Below are 23,656 nucleotides of genomic sequence, written 5' to 3'. Positions count from 1 at the left end.
GGAGGCCGGGATGCGGCCCCCTCGTCAAGTCTCGGCCGCAGCCGGTTCAGCCCTTGCCGGCCGCAGAGGCCAGGTCGCGAATGGTGGCGTTGGCGATCGTCAGCTTGGCGAAGGTCCAGCCTGCGCCCGACTGTTCGATCTCGTCCACCGAGGCGCGAACCCCCTCGACCACCGCCAGTTTCGAGCCGATCCACGCGTCGACGGCCCCCTCGGCGGCGTCTTCGCTGATCCCCACCGAAGCGTCCGACGCCCGCGCCACGGCGCGCGTCAGCGTCGCCTGTTCGGTCATCAGATCCTCGATCAGGCGGCGAACGGCCAGGCGATCGAAATGATCGACCGACGGGATCGAGCCGGCGGCCGCGCGCAGCCGGTCGAAATCGAAGGCGGCGCCCACCTGGTGGTAGAGCCGGGCCATGGCGGCGACCGGCCAGCCCGTCTCCTGAGCGATGTCGCCGATGTCGGCGGCGGCGACCAGGGGCCGCATCACGCCGATCCGCCGGGTCAGATCCTCCGGCGCCCCGTGGTCGGCGAAGGTCTTGACCCGTTCGTCCAGTCGTCCCTGTTCGAAACGGGACAGGACCGGCGCGCCCTCGGCCTGGAGCGCGTCGGCGACGGGGCGATAGCGGTCGATCAGCGCCTGGACCGAAGCGCCGTTCTTGGCGCGGCGCGCCAGCCAGAAGGTCTGGCGGCGCAGGACCACGGCGATCTCACGATAGAGGGCCGTCTGCGCCTCGGCGGAAATCTTGAGATCCAGGTTCGAGACGGCGTCCCAGGCCTCATCCAGCCGGAAGATGCGCCGCGCCGCCTCGAAGGCGATGATCAGGGCGGTGGTGTCGCATTCCGCCGAGCCGCGCAGGCGGTCCGGGAAGGTCGGGCCGCACATATTGACCACTTCGTTCGACAGGACCGTGGCGATGATCTCGCGCCGCAGACGGTGGCTCTTCATCTGCGGTTCGAACCGGGCCAGGGCGTCGGGGAAGTAGCGCACCAGAATCTGCTCGAAGAAGGGATCCTCGGGCGCCTGGGACGCCACGATCTCTTCGGACAGTTCCAGCTTGGCGTAGGCGGTCAGGACCGCCAGCTCGGGCCGCGCCAGAGGAATCCCCGAGGCCATCATCTCCTTGATGCGGGCGTCGGAGGGCAGGCCCTCGACCTTGCGGTCCAGCTTGCCGCGCGCCGACAGGCTCTGCATGAACCGCTGCTGGGCGTCCAGGGCGCCGGCCCCTTCCGCCTGTTGCAGGGTCAGGGCCAGGGTCTGGTCGTAGTTGTGGGCCAGAACCTTGCGCCCGACCTCTTCGGTCATGGAGGCGAGCAGCGGGGTCCGCTCCTCGGCCGGAAGGACGCCGTTGGTCACGGCCGAGCCGACCAGGATCTTGATGTTGACCTCATGGTCCGAGGTGTCCACGCCCGCCGAATTGTCGATGGCGTCGGTGTTGATGCGCCCGCCGTTCTGACCGAAGACGATCCGCCCGGCCTGGGTGAAGCCCAGATTGGCCCCCTCGCCCACCACCTTGACCCTGAGTTCGTCGGCGTTGATCCGCAGGGCGTCGGTGCCCTTGTCCCCCACCTGGGCGTCGGTCTCGGCGGCGGACTTCACATAGGTGCCGATCCCGCCCAGATACAGCAGCTCGGCCGGCGCCTTCAGTATGGCGCGGATCAGGCTGACCGGGTCCAGCGCGTCCTCGGCGATGTCCAGAACCGCCTTGATCTCAGGCGTCAGCTGGATCGACTTGGCCGAGCGGGAGAAGACGCCGCCGCCGGCCGAGATCAGGCCCTTGTCATAGTCCTGCCAGGACGAGCGCGGCAGGTCGAACAGGCGTTTGCGCTCCGCCCAGCTGACTTCGGGGTTCGGATCCGGGTCGATGAAGATGTCGCGATGGTCGAAGGCGGCAACCAGCTTGGTCGCCTTCGACAGCAGGGCCCCGTTGCCGAAGACGTCGCCGGACATGTCGCCGACGCCGACCATTGTGAAAGGCTCGGTCTGGATGTCCTTGCCCAGTTCGCGGAAGTGGCGCTTCACCGCCTCCCAGGCGCCGCGGGCGGTGATGCCCATGGCCTTGTGGTCATAGCCGATCGAACCGCCGCTGGCGAAGGCGTCGCCCAGCCAGAAGCCGTAGGACGCCGAGACGCCGTTGGCGATGTCCGAGAAGGTCGCCGTGCCCTTGTCGGCCGCGACGACCAGATAGGGATCGTCCTGCTCCCAGGCGACCACATGGGCCGGACGGGTCACCGCGCCGTCGGCGGCGATGTTGTCGGTGATGTCCAGAAGGCCCGACAGGAAGGTGCGATAGGCGCGGATGGCCTCGCCCTGAACAGCCTCTCGGTCGGTCGTGCGGGGCAGTTGCTTCGGATAGAAGCCGCCCTTGGAGCCGACCGGCACGATGACGGCGTTCTTGACCTGCTGCGCCTTGACCAGGCCCAGGACCTCGGTGCGGAAGTCGTCGCGACGGTCCGACCAGCGCAGGCCGCCCCGCGCAACCGGGCCGAAGCGCAGGTGCACGCCCTCGACGTGCGGCGCCCAGACGAAGATTTCGCGATAGGGCTTGGGCAGGGGCAGGTCTTCCAGCTCGCTGGAGGCGATCTTGATCGAGATGTGCCGCTTGGGCAGGCCGTCAGCGTCCTGCTGGAAGTAGTTGGTGCGCTTGATCGCGCCGATCAGGGCGGCGATGCGACGCAGGGCGCGGTCGTGGTCCAGGCTCTTCACCGCCTGGAGAAGGGCGGTGATCTGGGCCGTCAGGGCGTCGACGGTCTCCTGGCGGGTCTCCACGGCGGCGCCGTTCGGCTCGAACTTGGCCTTGAACAGGGCCAGCAGGGCGCGCGACACCTCGGGATATTCGCGCAGGGCCTCTTCCTGCACGGCCTGGGACGGGTCCAGACCCGTCTGCTGACGATAACGGGCCAGGGTGCGGATCAGGGCGGCCTCGCGCCATTCCATCCCAAGTTCGATCACCAGTCGGTTGAAGCCGTCGCTCTCGGTCAGGCCGCTCCAGACGGCGGCGAAGGCGCGCTCGAACGGCCCCTTGACGTCCGCGAAGACCAGATCCTCGCCGCGCGGATCCTCCATCAGGAATTCATGGACGTGAATCTCTTCCTCGCCCATCGGCCGGATGGAATAGCCGTATTCCTCCAGCGTCTTCAGGCCCATGTCCGTCATGATCGGCAGGACGTCGGACAAGGGGACGGAGGGGCCGCGACGATAAAGCTTGAAACGGAACTGAAGCGGACTGTCGTCGAGATTGCGGAAGGCCCGGACCGCCACGGGCTCGCCGGCGCCGACCTGGCCGGTGGCGTTCAGCCGATCCATCTCACGCAGATCGACCGCCGCCTCATCGGCGTCATAGCGGTCGCGATAGGCGGCCCCGAAGGCGCGAGCCCAGCGTGCGCTGAGCGGGCCGACCTCGACATCAGCCACCTCGGCCCGCCGCAGGGCGGCTTCGAACCGTTCGATCCAGCTGCGACCGGCCTCGGCCACATCCTGTTCCAGCTGGGCTGCATCGGGAACCGGATGTTCGCCGGGCGTCACGCCGATGATGAAATGCACCCGAACCAGGGGCGCGTCCGAAAGCTGGGGATACCAGGCGGAGACGCGTCCGCCCCAGGCGCGGGCGACGATCTGGCCGATCCGTTCGCGCACCGAGGCGTCGAACTTCTCGCGCGGAATGAAACACAGGACCGAGACGAAGCGGTCGAACGGATCCTGGCGCGTGAACAGGCGGATGCGCGGCCGGTCGTAGAGGTGCAGAATGCCCAGGGCGATGGACAGCAGCTCGTCCTCGCTGATCTGGAACAGCTCATCGCGCGGATAGTTGTCGAGGATGTTCTTCAGCCGCTTTTCATTGTGGCTGCCCGGCGCCTTGTCGGCGCGCGACAGGACGTTGGCCACCTTGCGGCGGATCAGCGGGGTCTCGGTCGCCAGACGGTCATAGGCCTCGGAGGTGAACAGGCCCACGAACCGGGTTTCGCCGGTCGCCTTGCCGTCCGGCCCGTACCGCTTGACCCCGACATAATCCATATAGGCCCGGCGGTGGACCCGCGAACGGGCGTTGGCCTTGGCCACGGTGACGGGGTCGCTGAAGTCCAGCTGGCGGCGCATCTGGCGCGTCAGGACGGCCGGTTCGGAGGCGCGGCGCAGAACGGTGCGTTCCGGATCGGCCAGAATGCCCAGGCCGGCGCCCGACTGGCTCAGGGGGGCCTCGGCCTCATAGTCGCCGTCGGCCCCGCGCGGATAGTCGTAGTCGCGTGCGCCCAGGAAGACGAAATGGTCGCTCTTCAGCCATTTCAGGAAGGCGATGTTTTCTTCCAGTATGGCCGGATCGACCGCGGGCGGAGTGGTTTCCAACCTCTGCACGGCCTGGCGCATCAGGGCGGCCATCGCCTCGTGGTCCTCGACCGCGGCGTGGACGTCGCTCAGGCTCTGGGCCAGGCCCTCGCCCAGGGCGTCGCGGCGTTCCTGGGGCACGGGATCGATGACCAGGATGATGACCGACAGTCGGCGTCCGTCCAGCGCGACGACGGGGTGGAAGAGGGCGCGCACAGAGACCCCGGCCTCGGCCAGGACGCCCATGACGCTGTCCACCAGGAAGGGGGCGTCGTTCTGGACGATGCGGACCAGGTCATAGTCCAGGGCCTGGCCGTCGGCGCCCGACAACGGCCCCACGGTGATCAGGGGCGGGGAGCCGGCCGGATAGTCGCCGGCGGCGCGCCAGGAGGCGGCGAGCAGGGCGGCCAGATCCTCGCCGTCCAGCTCCGGCGTTTCGTCGGCGGCGTAGTCCTCGTGCGCCTGAGCCAGGAAGGAACGCTCCGCCTCGCCCGGGCTGGTTCCCAGAATCCGCGCGAATGAAGCTTCCAGCAGGGCCGGGGTGATCGGCTGAACCGTTGCAGAGCGCGGATCGAGGGCGGTCATGGACTTCCAGTCTCGGGCGACGCGGCCGGGGCCGCTGGGGGCTGGCGCGACGCAGCGCCACACCGCTGACTAGGCCAGGACTGATCGCTCGGGAAGCCCCTGAGGGGCGAAGATTCTCATGAACAGCGTTCAGGTTGGAACGGTTGTGCGGCGCCGCAAACGAGAAGGCCGCCGAGTGGGGGAACTCGGCGGCCTGCGCGGACCGACGCATGGGGAGGGGAGGGGCGTCGGCCTCGCTCGGCCGCGGTCGGAGGGGGGATGGCCGCGGCGTTGAGGCTGAGATGGGCGGTCCGGGGCGGGTTTCAAGAGGCCGGCGTCACAGGTTTCTCTGCGGCCTGACGCCGCACGGCGGCCTCAGGCTTCGTCAGCGTCGTCCTTGGAGAATGAGCCCCGCCTGTGATGCGCCGTCTTGTGTTCGTCCGCATAGGGTTCGCCGTCGCCCGACAGCAGCACGGCCATCCAGCGCGAACCCTTGAACTCGGCCAGGATCGCCATGGCCATCACGGCCAGCGGGGTCGACAGGAACATGCCGACCACGCCCCATAGCTTGCCCCAGAAGGCCAGGGCCAGCAGGACCACCACCGGGTCGATGTTCTGATTGTCGCCCTGCATGCGCGGCTGGACCAGATTGCCGACGATGAACAGAATGGTCTGAAGCCCCACCAGCAGGATCAGCGCCGGCCAGTAGCTGGGGAACTGCACCAGGGCGAACAGGGGCGGGGCCAGACCCGCCACAGCCCCGCCCAGAACCGGGATGAAGCCGACGATGAAGATGACGAAGGTCCAGAACTCCGCGTTCTGAAGCCCGACAGCCCGCATCAATATCCAGGCTGCGGCGCAGATCAGGGCCCCGGTCACGGTCTGGACCCACAGATAGCCCTCGACCCCGCCGCGGACGCGGTTGAACACCGCGATCGCTTCGTCGCGCTGATGCCTGTGGGGGAACATGGCGATGATCTTGCGCCGGAAGCCGATCTGCGAGGCCAGAAGAAAACCGAGATAGACCAGGACGAAGAAGGCGCCCGAGGCGATGCCCTGCACCTGAAAGGCCACGGAGGTCAGATAGCCGCGCAGATCGACGCCGTTGATCAGGTCCTGGGCCGTGGGCGGATTGTTCAGCCGGATCAGGGCGTAGACGTCGCGGATGATCTGGTCGATGCGCGGCCCGATGTTCTGCGACACGCCCGACGCCTCGCCGAAGAATCCGGCGGCGCCGTTCACGATGATGGCGATGGAGGCGAAGAAGGCCAGGACCACCAGCAGCAGGGCCGCTGTCCCCGCCCAGCGGTCGTTCAAAGGAGTGCGCGCCGCCACGGACCGCTTGACCCCGTCTATCATGATCAACAGGAAAACGGCCATGGCCAGGGGCGTCAGTATGTCGCGCAGCCAGTAGAGGGCCGCACCGGCCGCGACGGTGGCGATCAAGACCAGGGCGTTTCGCGAGACGGCCGAAGACTGCATGGTGATGGGGCTCTTCATGGCCACCCTTGTCGGTGGGGCGAAGAACGCCGTCAACCGGCCTTGAAGGCGGCGGTTCCGACCCGCTCGCGACTGCGCTAGACCTTCGTCCCGCTTCTGGAGACCTTTCGATGTCCGACACCCCCGCCGGTCTTTTCCTTGGCCAGTCCGACGAAGGCCAGGACCAGGCCCTTCTGTTCCATCGGGCGAACCGCCACGGCGTGGTCGCCGGGGCGACGGGAACCGGCAAGACGGTGACGCTGCAGATCCTGGCCCAGGGCTTTTCGGACGCGGGCGTCCCGGTCTTCTGCGCCGATGTGAAGGGCGACCTGTCGGGGATTTCCCAGATCGGGACGCCGAACGAAAAGCTGCTGGCCCGCGCCGCCGACATGGGCCTGGCCCTGACCCCGTCCGCGGCGCCCACGGTGTTCTGGGATCTTTATGGTCAAAAGGGCCATCCGATCCGCACGACGGTCTCCGAGATCGGCCCGGTGCTTATGGCGCGGATGCTGGACCTGAACGAGGTCCAGGAGGGCGTGCTGACGGTGGTCTTCCACGTCGCCGATCAGGAGGGGCTGCTGCTTCTGGACATCGACGATCTGCGCAGCCTTCTGGCCTATGTCGGGGAGAACGCCGAGCGGATCGGACGCGAGGTCGGCCATGTCGCCCCAGCCTCGATCGCCGCCGTTCAACGGGCGATTCTTCAGCTGGAACAGCAGGGGGGCGCGGCCTTCTTCGGCGAGCCGGCCTTGAAGCTGGAGGACGTCATCCGCGTCGGCCTGGACGGCCGGGGCCAGGTCAATGTGCTGGATTCCACCCGGCTGATGAACAGTCCGCGTCTGTATGCGGCCTTCCTGCTGTGGCTGCTGTCGGAACTGTTCGAACAGCTGCCGGAGGTCGGGGACCCGGAGAAGCCGCGTCTGGTCTTCTTCTTCGACGAGGCCCACCTGCTGTTCAACGACGCGCCGCGCGCCCTGCTGGAGAAGGTCGAACAGGTGGTGCGGCTGATCCGGTCCAAGGGGGTCGGCGTCTATTTCGTCACCCAGAATCCGGCCGATATTCCCGACAGCGTCCTGGCGCAGCTGGGCAATCGCATCCAGCACGCCCTGCGCGCCTATACGCCGTCCGAACAGAAGGGGCTGAAGGCTGCGGCCCAGAGTTTCCGCCCCAACCCCGCCTTCGACACGGCCGAAGCCATCCAGGCCCTGGGGGTCGGCGAGGCCCTGGTGTCGGTTCTGGACGACAAGGGCGCGCCCACGGTCGTGGCCCGCACAAGGATCCGGCCGCCCGCCTCGCGGCTGGGGCCGGCGACCGAAGCCGAACGCGCCGCCGTAATCGCCGCCAGCCCGGTCCAGGGCCGGTATGAGCCGGTCCTGGACCGCGAATCCGCTGAAGAAGTGCTCGCCGCCCGCCACGCCGCCGCCGAACGGGAGGCTCAGGCCCAGGCTGATCCAAAGCCGCAAGGCCGGGCCAAGGGGGGAGTAGGTGCCGACCAGCACAGTGACGGGGGCGACGTTCGACCGGCGCCGGCGCCGCGCAAGCGAACATCCAATCGGCAGACGCCGATGGAGGCCCTGACCAAGTCCGTGCTGCGCACGGCCGGATCGACCCTGACCCGCGAACTGCTGCGCGGCGTTCTGGGAAGCCTGCGTCGGCGCTAGAGCCTGATCCGTTGAGGAGGAACCGCTACGCGGTTCCGCTGAAACGGTGAATCAGGCTCCAGATTGAAGCGAGAGCCTGATTCACGCGTCTGTCGGAACCGCCTCGCGGTTCCGTCCGAAACGATCAGGCTCAAGCGTTTAAGACTTGCAAGCCGTCGGCGTCATGCGCATCTCCGGCCCATGTTCATCCAGACCGAGCCCACGCCCAATCCCAATGCGTTGAAGTTCCTGCCCGGCCGGGAGGTCTCGCCGTCGGCTACGCTGGAATACCGGACGATCGACGAGGCGACCGCCTCGCCGCTCGCCGAAGCCCTGTTCGAGCTGGAGGGGGTGGAGGCCGTCCTGTTCGGCGCCGACCATGTTTCCGTCGTCCGCAGCGTTTCCGGGCCGGAATGGTCGGAGATGAAGGCGCCGATCCTGGGCGTCATCATGGACCATTTCGTCTCGGGCGCGCCCCTGACGCGCGGTCAGGCTGGCGAAGCCGATCAGAACGCTGAGGCCGACAGCGAGATCGTCGCCGAGATCAAGGCCCTGCTGGACAGCCGCATCCGCCCGGCGGTGGCCCAGGACGGCGGCGACATCCTGTTCGATTCCTTCGACGAGGCCACCGGCGTCCTGTCCTTGCGGATGCGCGGCGCCTGTTCGGGTTGTCCGTCGTCCTCCGCCACCCTGAAGGCGGGGGTCGAACAGATGATGCGCCACTATGTGCCTGAGGTGACGCGGGTCGAGCAGACGATCTAGGGCGATCCCGCTTTAAATTATCGCCAGACGTGCAAGGAGGCGCCATCTTTAACTTCTGATGGCGCGCTTCGTCCCTGATCCTCATGTTCTCCGTCTCGGCGAGGCCCTCGCCGCCCTGCGTCGCCAACGCGGCCTGTCCCAGGCCGAGGCGGGCGCTCGACTGGAGATGACCAGCCAGGGTTGGGGCCTGTACGAGGCCGGTCGTCGGCCGGGCCTGTTTCGGCCGGATGTCCAGAGGCGTTTGACCGGCGCCCTGGATTCCACGCCCGAGGCCCTGGCTCTGCTGGCGGCCGGCGGTCCGGACGCGGCGCCGGCCGGTCCTGCAGCCGGTCTCGAAGCGCGGGGTCGCGCCTTCTCCGGCGCGTCCATTCCCCGGACCCATCGGCTTGAAGTGGCCGACGACGCCCTGTCGCCCTGGGCGGATCGCGGCGTCGTTCTGGAATATCGGCCAGGTCGCCCGCGACCGGGGCAGGGCTGCGTAATCCTGACGACCGACGGCCGGCGGCTGGCGCGCATTTTTGATCGCTCGGCCGCCGACGGCCTGCACGTGCGGGGCGCCGGCCGTCTGGAAGGGAAGGAAGTCATCGACCCTAGCCGGGTGGCGCAGCTCTGCCTCGTCACGGCGCGCCACGAGCCATGAAACGAAAAGGTTGCATACCCGGACAGGTTGCGCCATCTTCGAGCCATGAACAGCCGCCCCGCCGCTCCCCGTCGGAACGCCCGCTCAGTCGAGGCTGTGGACCTGCATGTGGGGGCGCGGATCGCCGCTCGGCGTCAGGCCCTGGGGCTGTCTCAGACGGCGCTGGGCGAGATGGTGGGGGTCAGCTGCCAGCAGGTGCAGAAGTACGAAGGCGGGCAGAACCGGATATCGGCCGCCCGGCTGCACAATCTGGCGATCGCCCTGTCCATGCCGATCAGCGCCTTCTTTCCGGCGCGGGCGGAGGCCGGCGAGCCGACCGACCTCTCGATCATGCGAACCCTCGCCGCCACGCCGGAAGGCCTGGCCATGGCCGCCGGCTTCGCCGCCATTGAGGACCGTTCCGTAAGACAGGCCCTGACGCAGCTGGTCGAGGTTCTGTCGCGCGCGGCCTGACGCACGGTCTGAGCGGCGGCTGAGGGCGGGTTGAGGCCGCAAAGCGATTTCCCATCCGCCTGTCAGCCTCTAGAAGGCCGGCATGAGACTCTTGGTCATTGATACGGCGCTGGGCGCCTGTACGGCGGCGGTTTTTGAGGACGACCGGCCCCTGTCGGTGCGGTTCGAACCGATGGCCAAGGGCCACCAGGAACGGCTGGGCGGTCTGGTGCGCGACGTCATGACCGAGGCGGGGGGCGGTTTCGATCGTCTTGATCGGATCGGCGTCACGGTCGGGCCGGGCTCCTTCACTGGTTTGAGAGTGGGCCTGGCCTTCGCCCAGGGTCTGGGCGCCGCCCTGGGGCGGCCGGTCGTGGGGGTGTCCACGCTGGACGCCCTGGCTGATCCCCTGGCGACGGCGGGCGTCCCGGTCGCGGCCCTGATCGACGCCCGGCGGGGTCAGGTCTACGCCAAATTCTTCTCGGACGGCCGGACCCTCGGCCCGGAAGAGGCCCTGCCCTTGGAGGCGGCCGCCGACCGCATCGCCGCTCTTGGGACGAAGGTTCAGGCGGTCGGCAGCGGGGCCGGTCTTCTGAGCGAAGCCTATCCTGAGCTGAGCCTGGCCTCGGCCGATCCCGTCGTCGCCCCCGCGCCGACGGCCCTGGCTCGGCTGACCCGGTCAGTCGATCCCGCCGCCCATCCGCCCCGGCCCCTGTATCTGCGCGCGCCCGATGCGGCGCCGCCCACCCGTCTGCCGGGACAGCCCCGCCAGACCGCGCCATGATCCGTCCCGATCCCGCCGCCTTGGCCGCCGTCCATGCGCGAGCCTTTCCGGCGCCCTGGAGCCGGGACGAGTTCGCCGCCCTGCTGGCCCAGCCCGGCGTCTTGGCGGTGGTCGAACCGGACGGCTTCATCCTGATCCGGGTCGTGCTGGATGAGGCCGAGATCCTGACCCTGGCGGTGCGGCCCGAGGCGCGGCGGGCCGGCCTAGGCGGGAGACTGGTCGGTCAGGCGGCCGTCGCCGCCGCCAAGGCCGGGGCCGTGCGCCTGTTTCTGGAGGTGGCCGAGGACAATGCGGCCGCCCGCGCCCTTTACGACCGCGCCGGCTTCCGCCCGATCGGGCGACGCAAGGCCTATTATGCGCGGCCCGACGGCGGTCGAACCGACGCCCTGGTGCTGGGACGCGATCTTGCGATGAATCCGGACACGGCGCCGCTTCCCTGAAGCGGCCTGAGCCCCTATTCTAGGCCTATGGACCGGATTGAAAAACTCTGCGCCGACCGCGGCATGCGTATGACCGAACAGCGCCGGGTGATCGCCCGGGTGCTCTCCTCGGCGGAAGACCACCCCGATGTGGAGGAACTGTACCGCCGCGCCTCCTCGATCGACCCGCATATTTCGATCGCCACCGTCTATCGCACCGTGCGCCTGTTCGAAGAGGCGGGCGTGGTCGAGAAGCACGACTTCGGGGACGGCCGCAGCCGCTATGAAGAGGCCGGCGACGACCATCACGATCACTTGATCGACACTAAGACCGGCGAGGTGATCGAATTCTTCGACGCCGAGATCGAAAAGCTGAAGTCCGAGATCGCCGAACGGCTGGGGTTCGAACTGATCGGCCACAAACTGGAGCTTTACGGCGTGCCGATCGACGGCGCCGAACCGTCCAAGCGTGAAGGGCTCATCTTCAAACGCCATGCCGCGCGCGTGGCGCCCGAAGACGTGGATGCGGGCTGAAACCCGGTCTTGTTCTCGCCGGTTCGGGCGATCATAAGCCCGACATGACCGAGACCCTGGTTCCCAAAGCCGAGGCCGCGCAGAACACGCCGTCCAAGCGGCTGTTCATCAAGACCTACGGCTGTCAGATGAATGTCTATGACAGCGAGCGCATGGCCGATGTGCTGCGGCCGCTGGGCTATGCCGTGACGGAGGAGGTCGAGGCGGCCGACTTCGTCATCCTGAACACCTGCCACATCCGCGAGAAGGCGGCCGAGAAGATCTATTCCGAGCTCGGCAAGATCCGCGAACTGCGCGACCTCAAGCGCCAGACGGGCGGCGACATGACCATCGCCGTCGCCGGCTGCGTCGCCCAGGCCGAGGGCGAGGAGATCATCAAACGCCAACCGGCGGTCGACATCGTCGTCGGCCCCCAGGCCTATCACCAGCTGCCCGAGCTTCTGACCCGCACGGCGCGGGCCCGGGGCGAACGGATCGGCGCCGACTTCGCGCCTGACGACAAGTTCGACGCCCTGCCTGCCGCCCGTTTCACCGAGGGGCCGACCGCCTTCCTGACGGTGCAGGAAGGCTGCGACAAGTTCTGCACCTTCTGCGTGGTGCCCTATACGCGGGGCGCAGAATGGTCGCGGCCCCTGGCCTCGGTGCTGGAAGAGGCGCGACAGCTGGCGGATCGAGGCGTGCGCGAGGTCACCCTGCTGGGCCAGAACGTCAACGCCTATGACGGCGAGCGGCCGGACGGGCGCAAGTCCAGCCTGGCCGAACTGGCCTACGCCCTGGCCGAGATCCCCGGCCTGGACCGGATCCGCTATACGACCAGCCATCCCAACGACATGTCGGACGCCCTGATCGCCGCCCACGGCGATCTGGACGCCCTGATGCCCTATCTGCACCTGCCGGTTCAGGCGGGCTCGGACCGCATCCTGCGGCTGATGAACCGCAAGCACGGCCGCCAGACCTACCTCGATCTGATCGCCCGCATCCGTGAAGCCCGGCCGGACATGGCCCTCTCGGGCGACTTCATCGTCGGCTTCCCCGGAGAGACGGATCGCGAGTTCGAGGAGACGCTCGATCTGGTGCGCCAGGTCCGATACGCCTCGGCCTTCGCCTTCATGTATTCGCCCCGGCCCGGCACGCCGGCCGCCGGCATGGGCCGACAGATCGAGCCCGAAGTGGCCAAGGAACGGCTGCACCGGCTGATCGAACTGGTGACCGAACAGCAGACGGCCTTCAACAAGGCCCAGGCGGGCCGGACCCTGAATGTCCTGTTCGACCGCAAGGGCCGCCATCCCGATCGCCGCCAGGCCATCGGTCGCTCGCCCTATCTCCAGTCGGTCCATGTCGACGACGCGGATCATCTGATCGGCCAGATCGTTCCGGTCGAAATCATTTCCGGTCAGCAGAACAGTCTGACGGGCCGGCTTGTCGCCCCAGGGGCGGCGGAAAAGGAAAAGGCGGCCTAGTGGCGAGAGAGTCCGAGTTCGTTCCCCTGAATGACGCCGAACTGAGGGCGGTGATCGGACCCAACAGCCGTCACGTCGCCCTGATCGAGGACGCCTTCAAGGTTCTGGTCGAGGCGCCCGGCGGCGGGGTCTCCGTCAACGGGGGTACGCGCGACCGGGCCGACGCCCGCCGCGTCATTGAGGATCTGGCCAAGCGCGCCGCCCTGGGGGCCGAGGTCACCGAGGCCGACGTACGCGCCGCCCTGGGCCAGGCGCGCGGCGGCAAGGGCGCGCCGGGTCTGGCGGCGGCGGGCGTCTCCCTGCCGGGCGGCAAGCGCGGCGCCATCGTGCCCAAGACCAAGGCCCAGGCCGCCTATGTCGACATGCTGGGCCGCTGCGAGCTCAGCTTCGGGGTCGGTCCGGCCGGCACGGGCAAGACTTTCCTTGCCGCCGCCTACGGCGCCTCCCTGCTGCGGCGCGGCCAGGTGGACCGGCTGGTCATCACCCGCCCGGCGGTCGAGGCGGGCGAGAAGCTGGGCTTCCTTCCGGGCGACCTGAACGAAAAGGTCGATCCCTATCTGGCCCCAATTTGGGAGGCGCTGAACGACATTCTCGGCGCCGAGGACGTGCAGCGCCGCCGCGACAAGGGCGAGATCGAGGCCGCCCCCATCGCCTTCATGCGCGGCCGCACCCTCAGCCACGCCTTCGTCATCGTCGACGAGGCCCAGAACACCTCGCGTCTGCAGATGAAGATGGTCCTGACCCGTCTCGGCGAGGGGGCGCGGATGGTGGTGACGGGCGACCCGTCCCAGATCGATCTGCTGAACCCGCGCGATTCCGGCCTGGCCCATGCCCTGCGGATCCTGGACGGGGTCCAGGGCGTCGGCATCCTGAGGTTCGCGGCCGAGGACGTGGTGCGCCACGCCATGGTCGAGCGGATCGTGCGCGCCTATGACGCCGACGCCGCCCGGTCCCGTCCGACCCCGGACCTTGAAGACGCCGCATGATCGACATCGAAATCGAGGCCGAGGCCTGGACCGCCGCCCTGCCGGATGTCGCAGCCGCAGCGGAACGGGCCGCAGCGGCGGCCCTGGGCGCCGTGGCGGGCGACGTCGTCGTCCTGCTGACCGACGACGAGGCGGTGCGGGCGCTGAACGCCCGATTCCGAGACAAGGACAAGCCGACCAATGTCCTGTCCTTTCCCGCGCCCGAGAACGCCGCGCCCCACCTGGGCGACATCGTCCTGGCCTATGGCGTGTGCGCGACCGAGGCGGACGTTCAGGGCAAGAGCCTGTCGGACCATCTGAGCCATCTGGTCGTCCATGGGGTGCTGCACCTGTTGGGCCGCGATCACGAGGACGAGGCCGAGGCCGAGGCGATGGAGGCCGAGGAGCGCGAGATCCTGGCCGAACTGGGCGTCGCTGACCCCTATGCCGCTGATGTCTCTGTAGAGGGGCAGGACTGACACTATGTTTCCCGACGCCGCGCTCGACCGTTTCGCCGCCCGCGTTCGCGCCCTTCCCGAGAAGCGTCGCGCCTGGACCTGGCGTCTGATCCGCATCGGTCTGGCCTTGTCGGCCGGGGCGGGGACGGCCCTGGCCCATCCGCCGTTCGGGGTGCTGGTCGGCCTCCTGGGCTATCCGCTGCTGATGATCCTGTCGGAACGGTCGGACACCCCGCGCGGCGCCTTCTGGATGGGGTGGCTGGCGGGCTTCGCCTATTTCTTCATCGGCTGCTGGTGGGTGGCGGAGGCCTTCTTCGTCAATCCGGAACAGGCCTGGATGGCGCCCTTCGCCGCCAGCCTGCTGCCGGCGGGCCTGGGGCTCTTCTGGGGCGTCGCCTGCGCCCTCTATCGCCGGTTCGCACCCATAGGCGTCGTTCGGGTTCTGTTGTTCGCCGCCCTGTTCTGCGCCGCCGAATGGCTGCGCGGCCATGTGCTGACCGGCTTTCCCTGGAACCCGGCTGGCGCGACCTGGCGGGCGGGCGGGGGCATGTCCCAGTTCGCCTCGGTGGTCGGGGTCTATGGATTGAGTCTGGTCACGGTTGCGGCGACTGCGGCCCTCGCGCCCCCGATCGGCCCCGGCGCGGCGCGCAGCCGTCTGATTTCGGCCGGACTGGGCGTTCTGGCCTTGGCCGCCATCGGCCTCTTCGGCGCCGTGCGCCTGGCCCAGGCCGAGTTGCGGTTCACCGACACCGTGGTTCGCCTGGTCCAGGCCGACGTTAAACAGGAAACCAAGTGGTCGCCCGAGGCCTATCGCTCCATCGTCGATCGCTACGTCGCCCTGACGAGACAGCCGGCCGCCCGAACGCCCGACGTGGTGGTCTGGCCCGAGGGCGCCCTGCCGGCCTCGGCCAATGACGTCTTCGCCTCGGCGGATGCGGCCGCCATCGCCGGCGCCGTGCGGCCGGGGCAAACCTTGATGATGGGGCTGGCGCGGGGCGAACCTGATCCAACGGCCCCAGAGGGCGCCCGCTATTACAACAGCCTGTTCGCCCTGGTGGACGAAGGCGGGCCGGGCCTGCGGATCGCCGCCGTCTATGACAAGCATCGGCTGGTGCCGTTCGGCGAGTATCTGCCGCTGGGTTCGATCATGACGGCCGTCGGGCTTCGCAGCCTGGTTCACATGCCGAGCGATTTCTCCGCCGGGCCCATTCCTGCGCCCATCCGCGTTCCGGGCGTTCCGCCGGTCCAGCCGCTGATCTGTTATGAAAGCCTTTATCCCGGCTTCACGCCCGGCGCGGACGGGCGTCCCGACTGGATCGTCAACGCCTCGAACGACGCCTGGTTCGGCGCGACCTCCGGGCCGCGCCAGCATTTGAACCTGGCCAGCTATCGCGCCATCGAGACCGGCCTGCCCATCGCGCGAGCCACGCCGACGGGAATCTCGGCCATGATCGATCCCTGGGGCCGGATCGTTCAGAATCAAAGGCTTGATCCCGGCGTCGCCGGGGTGATCGATGCGCCCTTGCCGCGCCCGACGGCGGTGACCCCCTACGGCCGATGGGGCGACGCGTTCTTTTTCGCGGGTCTTCTGGCCGCCCTGGCGATTTCCCTTTTCGCCGGCCGCCGTCCCGGCTTGTGGCCGTTGACCTCTCCCACTAGGCTTCGCCTTAGGGGCTGACAGCGGGACGAGGGGAATCGGGATGGCGCGCGAAAAACTCGAGGAGCCCCATCCCGTCGATATCCACGTCGGCCGCCGCGTTCAGGAGAAGCGTCTGGGCCTGGGTTTGACCCAAAGCGCCCTGGCGCGCGCCTTGGGCGTCAGTTTCCAGCAGGTTCAGAAGTACGAGAAGGGCACGAACCGCGTCTCGGCCTCGAAACTGTTCGAAATGGCCGACTTCATGAAGGTGGAGATTCCCTACTTCTTTTCGGGCTTTCGCGTGGCCCAGGCCGGCGTGGGCGAGGAGGAGGCGCCCGCCTTCGACCACGAGCCCCGGATGACCAAACACAGTGTCGAGATCGCCCGTCTGGCGCCGCATCTGCCCCTGCGAAATCAGAAGCTGATCCTGGACATGATCCGCGAGATGCTGGGAGACGCCGCCGAAAAGCCGCGCTGAAGGCGGTCAGCCCACCGCCGTGATCTCCACCCTCCGGCCCGCCACCACCACCTCGTCGCCGATGCGCCGGCCCAGAACGGCGCGGGCCAGCGGCGACACATGGCTGACCGAGCCCTTCGCGGGATCGGCCTCGTCCTCGCCGACGATGCGCCAGGTCTGGGATCGCCCGTCGTCGCGCTCGATGCGGACCGAGCCCCCGAAACGAACGCGCCCGTCGGTCTCGCCCGGCTCCACCAGCTGGGCCGACGCCCTGCGGGCCGACCAGTAGCGCAGATCACGGGTGGCGCGGGCCATGGCGGTCCGATCGCTTTCGATCGACCCCTTGATCTGGGCGGCGGCGTAGGCGGCGCGCGCGGAGGCCAGTTCGGCCTCGATTTGGGCCAGGCCTTCGGCCGTGACCAGGTTGGGGTGGGGCGAGATCGGCCGGTCCGCCAGGTCGGCGGCCGTGGCTTCCAGATCTTCTTCTCGGGTGAAGGCGACGCTCATCGGCCGAACATAACCATCCCGCCCCCTATAGCCAGCGTCGCGGTGAGCGGGCAAAGCGGGGCGATGACCCACTCCGACCGCCAAGCCGAGCCCGCCATCCATGTGATCGGCGCCGGACCGGCCGGCCTGACGGCCGCCGAGCACCTGGCCCAGGCCGGATTGAAGGTGGTGGTGCATGAACAGACGCCGTCTCCGGCGCGAAAACTGCTGATGGCCGGGCGCGGCGGTCTGAACCTGACCCATTCGGAGCCGATGGAGCGCTTTCTGAGCCGGTACGGTCCGGCGGCTGAAACAGCGAGGGCCTGGATCGCCGACTTCGGGCCGGATGATCTGATCGCCTGGGTCGAGGGCCTGGGCCAGCCGACCTTCGTCGGTTCCAGCGGGCGCGTCTTCCCGCGCGCCATGAAAGCCTCGCCCCTGCTCCGCGCCTGGCTGGCGCGGCTGGAAGGGCTGGGCGTCGAAATCCGCACGCGGTCGCGCTGGATCGGCTGGTCGGGGCCGGATCTGGTGTTCGAAACGCCTGACGGCGAGCGGCGAGTGCGGCCTGACGCCGTCGTCCTGGCCCTGGGCGGCGCCAGCTGGCCGCGTCTGGGGTCGGACGGCGACTGGAAGCCGTGGCTGGAGGCCCAAGGGGTGGCCGTCGCCCCCTTCCGCCCCGCCAACGTCGGCTTTGACGTGGATTGGTCCGCCGCCTTTCGCGCGCGGTTCGCCGGGCGGCCCCTGAAGCCCGTCTCGGTCCGCCTGAGGGATCGAACGGTGCCGGGCGAGGTCATGGTCACGCGCTATGGACTGGAAGGCGGGGCGATCTACGCCCTGTCCGCGGCCCTGCGTGAGGCGATCGAGGCCGACGGTCAGGTCGAAATCCACCTTGATCTGAAGCCCGGCCTGACGGTCGAACAGCTGGCGGAGCGCCTGGCGCGGCCGCGGGCCAAGGCCAGTGTGGCCACCCATCTGCGCAAGACGGCGAAACTGGACCCTCTAGCCGTCGCCCTCCTGCGCGAGACCGGCCCCCTGCCGGCCGATCCTTTCTGCCTGGCGCAGCGCATCAAGGCCGCGCCCGTGCGGTTGACGGGGTTCCAAGGGCTGGAGCGGGCCATCTCCACGGCGGGCGGGGTGGCGCTGGAGGCGGTGGACGCCCGCTCGATGTTGATCGCCAGGCCGGGCGTCTTCGTCGCGGGCGAGATGCTGGACTGGGAGGCGCCGACCGGCGGCTATCTGCTTCAGGCCAGTTTCGCCTCAGGCGTCGCGGCCGCGCGCGGCCTGCTCGACTGGTTGGGGTCGAAGGGCTGAGAGACGGCTCCGGCTCAGTCGGCCGCCTCTACGGCTTGCGGCCGATCCAACTGGAGTTCCGGCGGGGCGGCGGTGGTGGCCGCGCCCAGCGGCAGATGAAGGATGAAGGCGGCGCCCTTTCCGGGTTCGCTTTCCACCTCGGCCCAGCCGCCGTGCAGTTCGACCAGGGCCTTGACCAGGGCCAGGCCGACGCCCGGTCCGCCCCGCTCGCGCCGGACGAAGCGATCGAACACATGGGCCTGCAGATGATAGGGGATGCCGCGCCCCGTATCGGAGACGGTCAGCCGTACCTCCGACGCGCCGGCCTCGGCCGTCAGGGTGACGGCCCCGCCTTCGGAAACGGCGCGGGCGGCGTTTTCCAGCAGATGATCCAGGGCCTGGCCGATCCGGTGCTCGTCGGCCCGAATGGGGCTGAGATCGGCGGCGCAGGCGACGGTCAGGACGGCGCCGCGCCCCTCGACCTTGGGCCGGACCTTTTCGGCCGCCTCGTTCAGCAGGTCGCAGACCCGGACGTCGCCCAGCGACAGCTCCATCTCGCCGGCGTCGATCTGGGCCATGTCCAGAACGTCGTCGATCGAGCGGGCCAGCTGGACGGCGGCGACGCGGATGGCGCCCGCATGCTGGCGGCTGCGCTCGGGCAGATCGCCCATCGTCTCCAGCAGTTCGGAATAGCCGACGATCGTCGTCAAAGGCGTGCGGAGTTCATAGGAGACATTGCCCACGAACTCGCGCTTCAAGGCCTGGCTTTCCGCCAGGGCCTGTTCGCGCTGAACCAGGGCCTGTTCCAGGCCCCGACGGGCCGTCACGTCGGAAAAGGCGACCAGGGTGGCGCCGTCCGGCAGGGGGCGGGTCTGCCAGGCGGCGATGCGGCCGTCGATCGTGCGCCCCTCGCCCGAGATGGCGATGCGGCTTTCGGGGTCCGGATCGGCGACGCGGGCCTTCAATCCCAGCCACAGGGCCGGATCGGGCAGGACGGCCTTGCACAGTTCGGCCAGGGCGTCGAAGTCGATCGAGGCGGCGATCCGATCGCTGGGCAGACGCCAGAAGCTTTCGAAGGCTTCATTGTGCAGCCGCAGCCGTCCGTCCGAGCCGAAGACGGCGACGGCGTCGTTCAGCTTGTCGAGCGTCGCCCTCTGCACCTGGATCTGGGCGTTGAACCGGCTGCGCAGATTCAGTTCGTCGGTGATGTCCGAGAAGATCAGCAATATGCCGCCCAGCGGATGGGGCTGGCGCACGACCCGGAGCGTCCGCCCGTCGGGCAGGGACCAGCTGTCGTCCGGCGCGGCCTGGGACGCGCCGTAGAATTCCAGTTCGCGGGCCTTCCATCCGGCGTAGTCCACCACCTCCGGCAGGCGGCGGCGCTGGCGCAGCCGGTCCAGCAGCTCGGCATGGGTCGGCCGTTCGTCCAGCCAGGCGGGGTCCAGGTCGAACAGGGTCTGGAAGGCGGTGTTGTGAAAGGCCAGGCGTTTGGAGGGGCCGAAGATGGCGACCGCATCGGCGAGGTGGTTCAGCGTCTCGTCGTGGGCGTCGACGTGGCGGCGCAGGGTGTCGCGGGTCTCTTCGGCCTCCGTCACCTCGATGGCGAAGGCGGTCACGGCGCCGCCGGCCGCCGGTTCGGCGATGATCCGCCAGGCCCGGCGATGGCCGCCGCCGGTCGTCCAGCGGAACCCTTCCTGACGCAGCCCCAGCCGGCCCGCCTCGGCGATCAGGGCGTCGGCCCCGCGGTCGAATGACAGGCCCTTGTCCAGCACCTCATCCACCGACTGGGCGCCGAGCTCGCTCAACCAGGCGCGGTTGGCCCAGGCCAGTCGTCCGGCGCCGTCCACGATCCAGGTCGGAATCGGCGAGGCGTCGCCCAGCAGAGACAGGCCGCTCTCGGTCGCATCGGCTCCGGTCAGGACCACGCGGGACGCCGGCGACAGGCGCAGCCAGGCGACCCCGCCGGCGACCCGGCCTTCGACGCGCCAAGGCTCGATGTCGCCGAGGTCGATCAGGCTCTCGAACGCCTTTCCGGCCTCGACCAGGGCCTCGATCGAAACCGCATGGCTCAACCTCAGCCGCGTCAGTATGGCCTGGCCCGCCTCGCCCTGATCCATGCCCGACCCCACGGCGGCGTCCGAGGCGGTCAGTCGGGCGATCAGTTCGGCGGGGCCGATGGGCGCGCCGCTCGCCTCGCCTTCGGCCGTCAAGGCCAGGCTCACGTCGTCGAAGGCGCGCAACATGCTGTCGTGGCGGCTTAGATCGGCCTGGGCGGCGTCACGGTCCCGCTCGGCGGCGGCGACGGCGGCGCTCAGACGCGCGCGCAGCCGCAAGGCCCAGGCGCTGACGCCCAAGGCCAGTCCGGCTGCGCCTGCAGTGGCGACATAGGCGATGTCGGCCTCGGCCATTCTTGTCCTTGAGTCCCGCGCCCTGATTCGCCTTTACCATACCTCAATGCAGCACGAAAAAGTCAGACCCTCCGATCGCGTCATCGCGCCCCGTTGCGCGCCCCGCCGACCGCGGCGATAGCGGACGGATGACAGAGCCCGCTGCCGACCTTTTCGCCCCCTCCCTGGACGATTTCGCGCGTCTGGCCCGTCAGGCCTTCGACGCCCTGCCGGCCGAGTTCAGGGCGGCGGCGGGGGAGGTGGTGTTCCGCATCGACGACTTCGCCGACGAACAGACCCTGGCCGAGATGGAGATCGAAGACCCCTTCGAACTGACCGGCCTCTACTACGGGGTGGACATCGGGCGGCGCGACAGCCTGGGGCCGGCGCCCGAGCCCTCGCGGATCTTCCTGTATCGCCGCCCCATACTGGACGAATGGTGCGAGCGCGGCGACGTGGGCCTGGCCGAGCTGATCGCCCATGTCCTGATCCACGAGATCGGCCACCATTTCGGCCTGTCCGACGACGACATCCACGCCATCGAGGACGCCGCCGACTGAAGCTTCAGGAGGCGGCGGGATAGGGGGTGGTCACGGCGCCGGAGATCATGCCGGGGATGGCTTCGCCCAGGCCCAGCAGGATGAACTGGATGGCCAGGGCGCACAGGATCAGGCCCAGCACCTTGACGATGATGGCCATGCCGACTTCGCCCAGCACCCGGCTCAGATAGCCGGTGAGGGCGAAACAGATGCAGGAGACGACGCAGGCGGCGGCGATGGCGACGACCGAGCCCGCCATGCCGGCGTAACCCAGTTGAGCGGCCTCGCCCGCATTGATGATCACGGCCGAGATGGCGCCCGGACCGATCATCAGCGGGATGGCGAAGGGCACGACCAGACGCTGGAACCGCCGGCGGGCGTAGCCGCGCACATCCTTGCTGTCGCTCAAGGCGTCCTTGTCGGCGAACATCGCCAGAAAGTCCCCGCGCGCCATGTCCAGCCCCAGGAACAGCAGCAAAATGCCCCCGGCGATGCGGAAGGCCGCCAGGGAAATGCCGAAGAACTGCAGCAGGCCCAGGCCCGTGAACAGGAAGAAGCTGAGGAACAGCATGGCGAACAGGCAGATCAGGGCCGAGACCGAGATCCGCTGACGCAGGGTGGCCCCGGCGGTCGCGGCGGCGAAGATCGGCAGATTGCCGATCGGGTCCAACAGGGCGAACAGGGTCACGAACAGGTTGACACCCAGATCGACCGCGTTCATCGCCTCGCCTCGCTCTTGAAATTCAACACGCCGGCCGCGCCGACGCACCTTCAGCGTCCCGGCATAGCCGCTCAGCGCGAGTCCGTCGATGACCCAGGTCCAAACCGTCGCCCCCAATCGCGGTCCCGACGAACGGATCATCTGCGCCCTGGACGTGCCGACGGTCGCAGAGGCCGCCGCCCTGGTCGGGCGGGTTCAGGATGCGGCGGGCTTCTACAAGATCGGACTGCAGCTGTTCGCCGTCGGCGGCATGGAGCTGGCGCGCGACCTGAAGGCCGAGGGCCGCAAGGTGTTTCTGGACTGGAAGCTGCACGACATCGGCGCGACGGTCGAAAAGGCGGCGGCGAATCTGGCGGCCTCGGGTTGCGACCTCCTGACCGTCCACGCCCGGCCCCAGGTCATGGCGGCGGCGGCGCGGGGCGTGGCCGGATCAGGGCTCAAGGTTTTGGGCGTGACCGTTCTGACCAGCCTGACGGCCGAGGATCTGGCGGCGGACGACCACAGTCTGTCGCCGGCCGAACTGGTGGAGCTGCGTGTGCGGCAGGCGCTTGAGGCGGGGATCGACGGGGTGGTCTCCAGCCCGCAGGAGGCGGCCCGGGTGCGCGAGATCGCACAGGCCGCCGGCCGGCCCGACTTTCTGATCGTGACGCCCGGCGTTCGGCCTGCGGGGTCGGCCCTGGACGATCAGGCCCGCGCCGCCACGCCCGAGGCTGCGCTTCAGGCCGGCGCCACCCATCTGGTGATCGGCCGGCCGATCACGGCGGCGGCCGACCCCCGCGCCGCCGCCCTGGCCGTCGCCGAAAGCATCGCCCTGATCTGATCAGCCGCGCTCGCCCGGTTCCTGGGCGTAGTACTGGCGGGGCGGGGCTTGCGGCGGAACATTGCCGGGCGGCGGCAGGTCGCCGTAATAGTCCGTCGGCGGCGGAGGGGGAGGCGGCGGCAGGGGTTCAGGCTCCCCGTAGATCGGCGGGTATTCGACATAGGGCGTCGGCGCCGGAACGGACCCTTCCTCCCTATAATAGCCGCCCGCCTCATAGGCCCGCTCTTCATAGGCGCGCTCTTCGTAGACGTGCGCCTCATAGGCGTCTCGGCGGCTCAGGTCGCGCCGATCCTCGTAGCGCATCTCGCGGTCGTGACCGGGATACGGCGGGCGGCAGCCGCAGTCGATCGGCGGCTGAGGCCGATAGGGGCGCCAGCCGATATAGTCGCGACCGAAGCCATAGACCGGATAGCCGACAGGGGCGCTGACGGGCGCAGGCCCCACGAAGACCACCGCCGGGGCGGACGCATAGCTCCCGCCGACGGCGCCGCCCTCGGCATAGCCGCCCCCGACATAAACGACCCCGCCCCCGCCTCCGCCGTGACGGCTGAAGCTGGACGACTGGGAATAGGCGCGGGCGTTGATCGCCGAATAGGCCGAAGCCCCGGCGTAGGCCGAGGCGTTGGCCCCCGCATTCGCATTCACGTTCACATTGACGTTGCTGTTGTGGCCGCCGCCGTAATGACCGCCGCCGGGGTGTCCGCCCTGATGCCCGCCGCCGCAGCCTCCACAGCCGCCGCCGTGAGCGCCGGAAGGACCGCCCGCCAGAGCGGGTGCGGCGGAAAGCAGGAGGACCGCAGACGCGGCGGCGATGATGGGCTGTGTCATTGCGGGACAGACTCCTTGACCTAAGTCTTGTCTCGGC

21 protein-coding genes are annotated in these 23,656 nt (G+C 69.1%); 15 read left to right on the top strand and 6 right to left on the bottom strand.

Annotation, left to right across the window (positions count from 1 at the left end; all coding sequences use genetic code 11):
- Positions 1 to 46 precede the first annotated feature (46 nt).
- Together ACZ5M6_RS02935 and ACZ5M6_RS02930 are read right to left on the bottom strand one after the other, a co-directional pair.
- Positions 47 to 4,903 (bottom strand): NAD-glutamate dehydrogenase, encoded by a 4,857-nt coding sequence (locus ACZ5M6_RS02935; RefSeq protein WP_464159615.1) that lies wholly within the window; start codon positions 4,901 to 4,903, stop codon positions 47 to 49.
- Between the two features lie 354 nt (positions 4,904 to 5,257).
- On the bottom strand, positions 5,258 to 6,382 hold the full coding sequence (locus ACZ5M6_RS02930) for an AI-2E family transporter (protein WP_054764399.1): 1,125 nt from the start codon (positions 6,380 to 6,382) through the stop codon (positions 5,258 to 5,260).
- Between the two features lie 110 nt (positions 6,383 to 6,492).
- On the opposite strand from ACZ5M6_RS02930, the gene ACZ5M6_RS02925 reads away from it, so the two are divergent.
- The 12 genes from ACZ5M6_RS02925 (at position 6,493) to ACZ5M6_RS02870 (ending at position 16,569) form a co-directional block, all read left to right on the top strand.
- The gene (locus tag ACZ5M6_RS02925) at positions 6,493 to 8,022 is read left to right on the top strand and encodes a helicase HerA-like domain-containing protein (RefSeq protein WP_464159613.1); all 1,530 of its coding nucleotides are present in this window, start codon (positions 6,493 to 6,495) and stop codon (positions 8,020 to 8,022) included.
- Positions 8,023 to 8,202: 180 nt separating this feature from the next.
- On the top strand, positions 8,203 to 8,763 hold the full coding sequence (locus tag ACZ5M6_RS02920; RefSeq protein WP_182715032.1) for a NifU family protein: 561 nt from the start codon (positions 8,203 to 8,205) through the stop codon (positions 8,761 to 8,763).
- Between the two features lie 58 nt (positions 8,764 to 8,821).
- On the top strand, positions 8,822 to 9,403 hold the full coding sequence (locus tag ACZ5M6_RS02915; RefSeq protein WP_287396449.1) for a helix-turn-helix domain-containing protein: 582 nt from the start codon (positions 8,822 to 8,824) through the stop codon (positions 9,401 to 9,403).
- Positions 9,404 to 9,448: 45 nt separating this feature from the next.
- Entirely contained in the window at positions 9,449 to 9,856 is a 408-nt protein-coding gene (locus ACZ5M6_RS02910) for a helix-turn-helix domain-containing protein (protein WP_054764395.1), read from the top strand.
- 82 nt (positions 9,857 to 9,938) lie between these two features.
- Complete coding sequence (tsaB, locus tag ACZ5M6_RS02905) at positions 9,939 to 10,619, top strand: tRNA (adenosine(37)-N6)-threonylcarbamoyltransferase complex dimerization subunit type 1 TsaB (protein WP_054764394.1); 681 nt, start codon at positions 9,939 to 9,941, stop codon at positions 10,617 to 10,619.
- Positions 10,616 to 11,059: a ribosomal protein S18-alanine N-acetyltransferase gene (gene rimI / locus ACZ5M6_RS02900; RefSeq protein WP_228184868.1), complete on the top strand. Its 444-nt coding sequence runs from the start codon at positions 10,616 to 10,618 to the stop codon at positions 11,057 to 11,059. Before tsaB ends, rimI begins: the two co-directional genes overlap by 4 nt.
- A gap of 27 nt (positions 11,060 to 11,086) precedes the next feature.
- Positions 11,087 to 11,572, top strand: a complete 486-nt coding sequence (locus ACZ5M6_RS02895) for a Fur family transcriptional regulator (RefSeq protein WP_054764392.1) — start codon at positions 11,087 to 11,089, stop codon at positions 11,570 to 11,572.
- Positions 11,573 to 11,616: 44 nt separating this feature from the next.
- Positions 11,617 to 13,032, top strand: coding sequence for a tRNA (N6-isopentenyl adenosine(37)-C2)-methylthiotransferase MiaB (miaB, locus tag ACZ5M6_RS02890; RefSeq protein WP_464159609.1), 1,416 nt, complete (start codon positions 11,617 to 11,619; stop codon positions 13,030 to 13,032).
- Complete coding sequence (locus ACZ5M6_RS02885) at positions 13,032 to 14,018, top strand: PhoH family protein (protein WP_464159608.1); 987 nt, start codon at positions 13,032 to 13,034, stop codon at positions 14,016 to 14,018. The genes miaB and ACZ5M6_RS02885 overlap by 1 nt, the downstream gene beginning before the upstream one ends.
- Positions 14,015 to 14,476 carry an rRNA maturation RNase YbeY gene (gene ybeY / locus ACZ5M6_RS02880; RefSeq protein ID WP_464159606.1) on the top strand — a complete coding sequence of 154 codons (462 nt, stop codon included), beginning with the start codon at positions 14,015 to 14,017 and terminating at the stop codon, positions 14,474 to 14,476. The genes ACZ5M6_RS02885 and ybeY overlap by 4 nt, the downstream gene beginning before the upstream one ends.
- A 4-nt stretch (positions 14,477 to 14,480) precedes the next feature.
- Positions 14,481 to 16,133 carry an apolipoprotein N-acyltransferase gene (gene lnt, locus ACZ5M6_RS02875; RefSeq protein ID WP_183216420.1) on the top strand — a complete coding sequence of 551 codons (1,653 nt, stop codon included), beginning with the start codon at positions 14,481 to 14,483 and terminating at the stop codon, positions 16,131 to 16,133.
- Between the two features lie 22 nt (positions 16,134 to 16,155).
- Positions 16,156 to 16,569: a helix-turn-helix domain-containing protein gene (locus ACZ5M6_RS02870; protein ID WP_464159605.1), complete on the top strand. Its 414-nt coding sequence runs from the start codon at positions 16,156 to 16,158 to the stop codon at positions 16,567 to 16,569.
- A 6-nt stretch (positions 16,570 to 16,575) separates the two neighbouring features.
- Here the strand turns inward: ACZ5M6_RS02870 and greA are convergent, their stop codons facing one another.
- Positions 16,576 to 17,055: a transcription elongation factor GreA gene (greA, locus tag ACZ5M6_RS02865; protein WP_464159603.1), complete on the bottom strand. Its 480-nt coding sequence runs from the start codon at positions 17,053 to 17,055 to the stop codon at positions 16,576 to 16,578.
- Between the two features lie 63 nt (positions 17,056 to 17,118).
- On the opposite strand from greA, the gene ACZ5M6_RS02860 reads away from it, so the two are divergent.
- A complete protein-coding gene (locus ACZ5M6_RS02860; RefSeq protein WP_409613011.1) occupies positions 17,119 to 18,345 on the top strand; it encodes a BaiN/RdsA family NAD(P)/FAD-dependent oxidoreductase in 1,227 nt (408 codons plus the stop codon).
- A gap of 14 nt (positions 18,346 to 18,359) precedes the next feature.
- Here ACZ5M6_RS02860 and ACZ5M6_RS02855 read toward each other — a convergent pair whose 3' ends face one another.
- Complete coding sequence (locus ACZ5M6_RS02855; protein ID WP_191558338.1) at positions 18,360 to 20,732, bottom strand: sensor histidine kinase; 2,373 nt, start codon at positions 20,730 to 20,732, stop codon at positions 18,360 to 18,362.
- 128 nt (positions 20,733 to 20,860) lie between these two features.
- Here ACZ5M6_RS02855 and ACZ5M6_RS02850 point away from each other — a divergent pair, with 128 nt between their 5' ends.
- Positions 20,861 to 21,271: a metallopeptidase family protein gene (locus tag ACZ5M6_RS02850; protein WP_464159601.1), complete on the top strand. Its 411-nt coding sequence runs from the start codon at positions 20,861 to 20,863 to the stop codon at positions 21,269 to 21,271.
- 4 nt (positions 21,272 to 21,275) lie between these two features.
- Here ACZ5M6_RS02850 and ACZ5M6_RS02845 read toward each other — a convergent pair whose 3' ends face one another.
- Positions 21,276 to 21,971 (bottom strand): MarC family protein, encoded by a 696-nt coding sequence (locus tag ACZ5M6_RS02845; protein ID WP_054766783.1) that lies wholly within the window; start codon positions 21,969 to 21,971, stop codon positions 21,276 to 21,278.
- An 88-nt stretch (positions 21,972 to 22,059) separates the two neighbouring features.
- Between ACZ5M6_RS02845 and pyrF the strand changes: the two genes are divergently transcribed.
- Positions 22,060 to 22,791 carry an orotidine-5'-phosphate decarboxylase gene (pyrF, locus tag ACZ5M6_RS02840; RefSeq protein ID WP_054764384.1) on the top strand — a complete coding sequence of 244 codons (732 nt, stop codon included), beginning with the start codon at positions 22,060 to 22,062 and terminating at the stop codon, positions 22,789 to 22,791.
- On the opposite strand, the gene ACZ5M6_RS02835 is transcribed toward pyrF, so the two are convergent.
- Complete coding sequence (locus ACZ5M6_RS02835) at positions 22,792 to 23,619, bottom strand: hypothetical protein (protein WP_054764383.1); 828 nt, start codon at positions 23,617 to 23,619, stop codon at positions 22,792 to 22,794. It abuts the gene before it with no gap.
- Positions 23,620 to 23,656: the final 37 nt, after the last annotated feature.

It is taken from the genome of Brevundimonas sp. Br13 (assembly GCF_055391505.1).
Note: the sequence above shows the minus strand (reverse complement) of the source record. Positions and strands in the feature narration are given on the sequence as shown.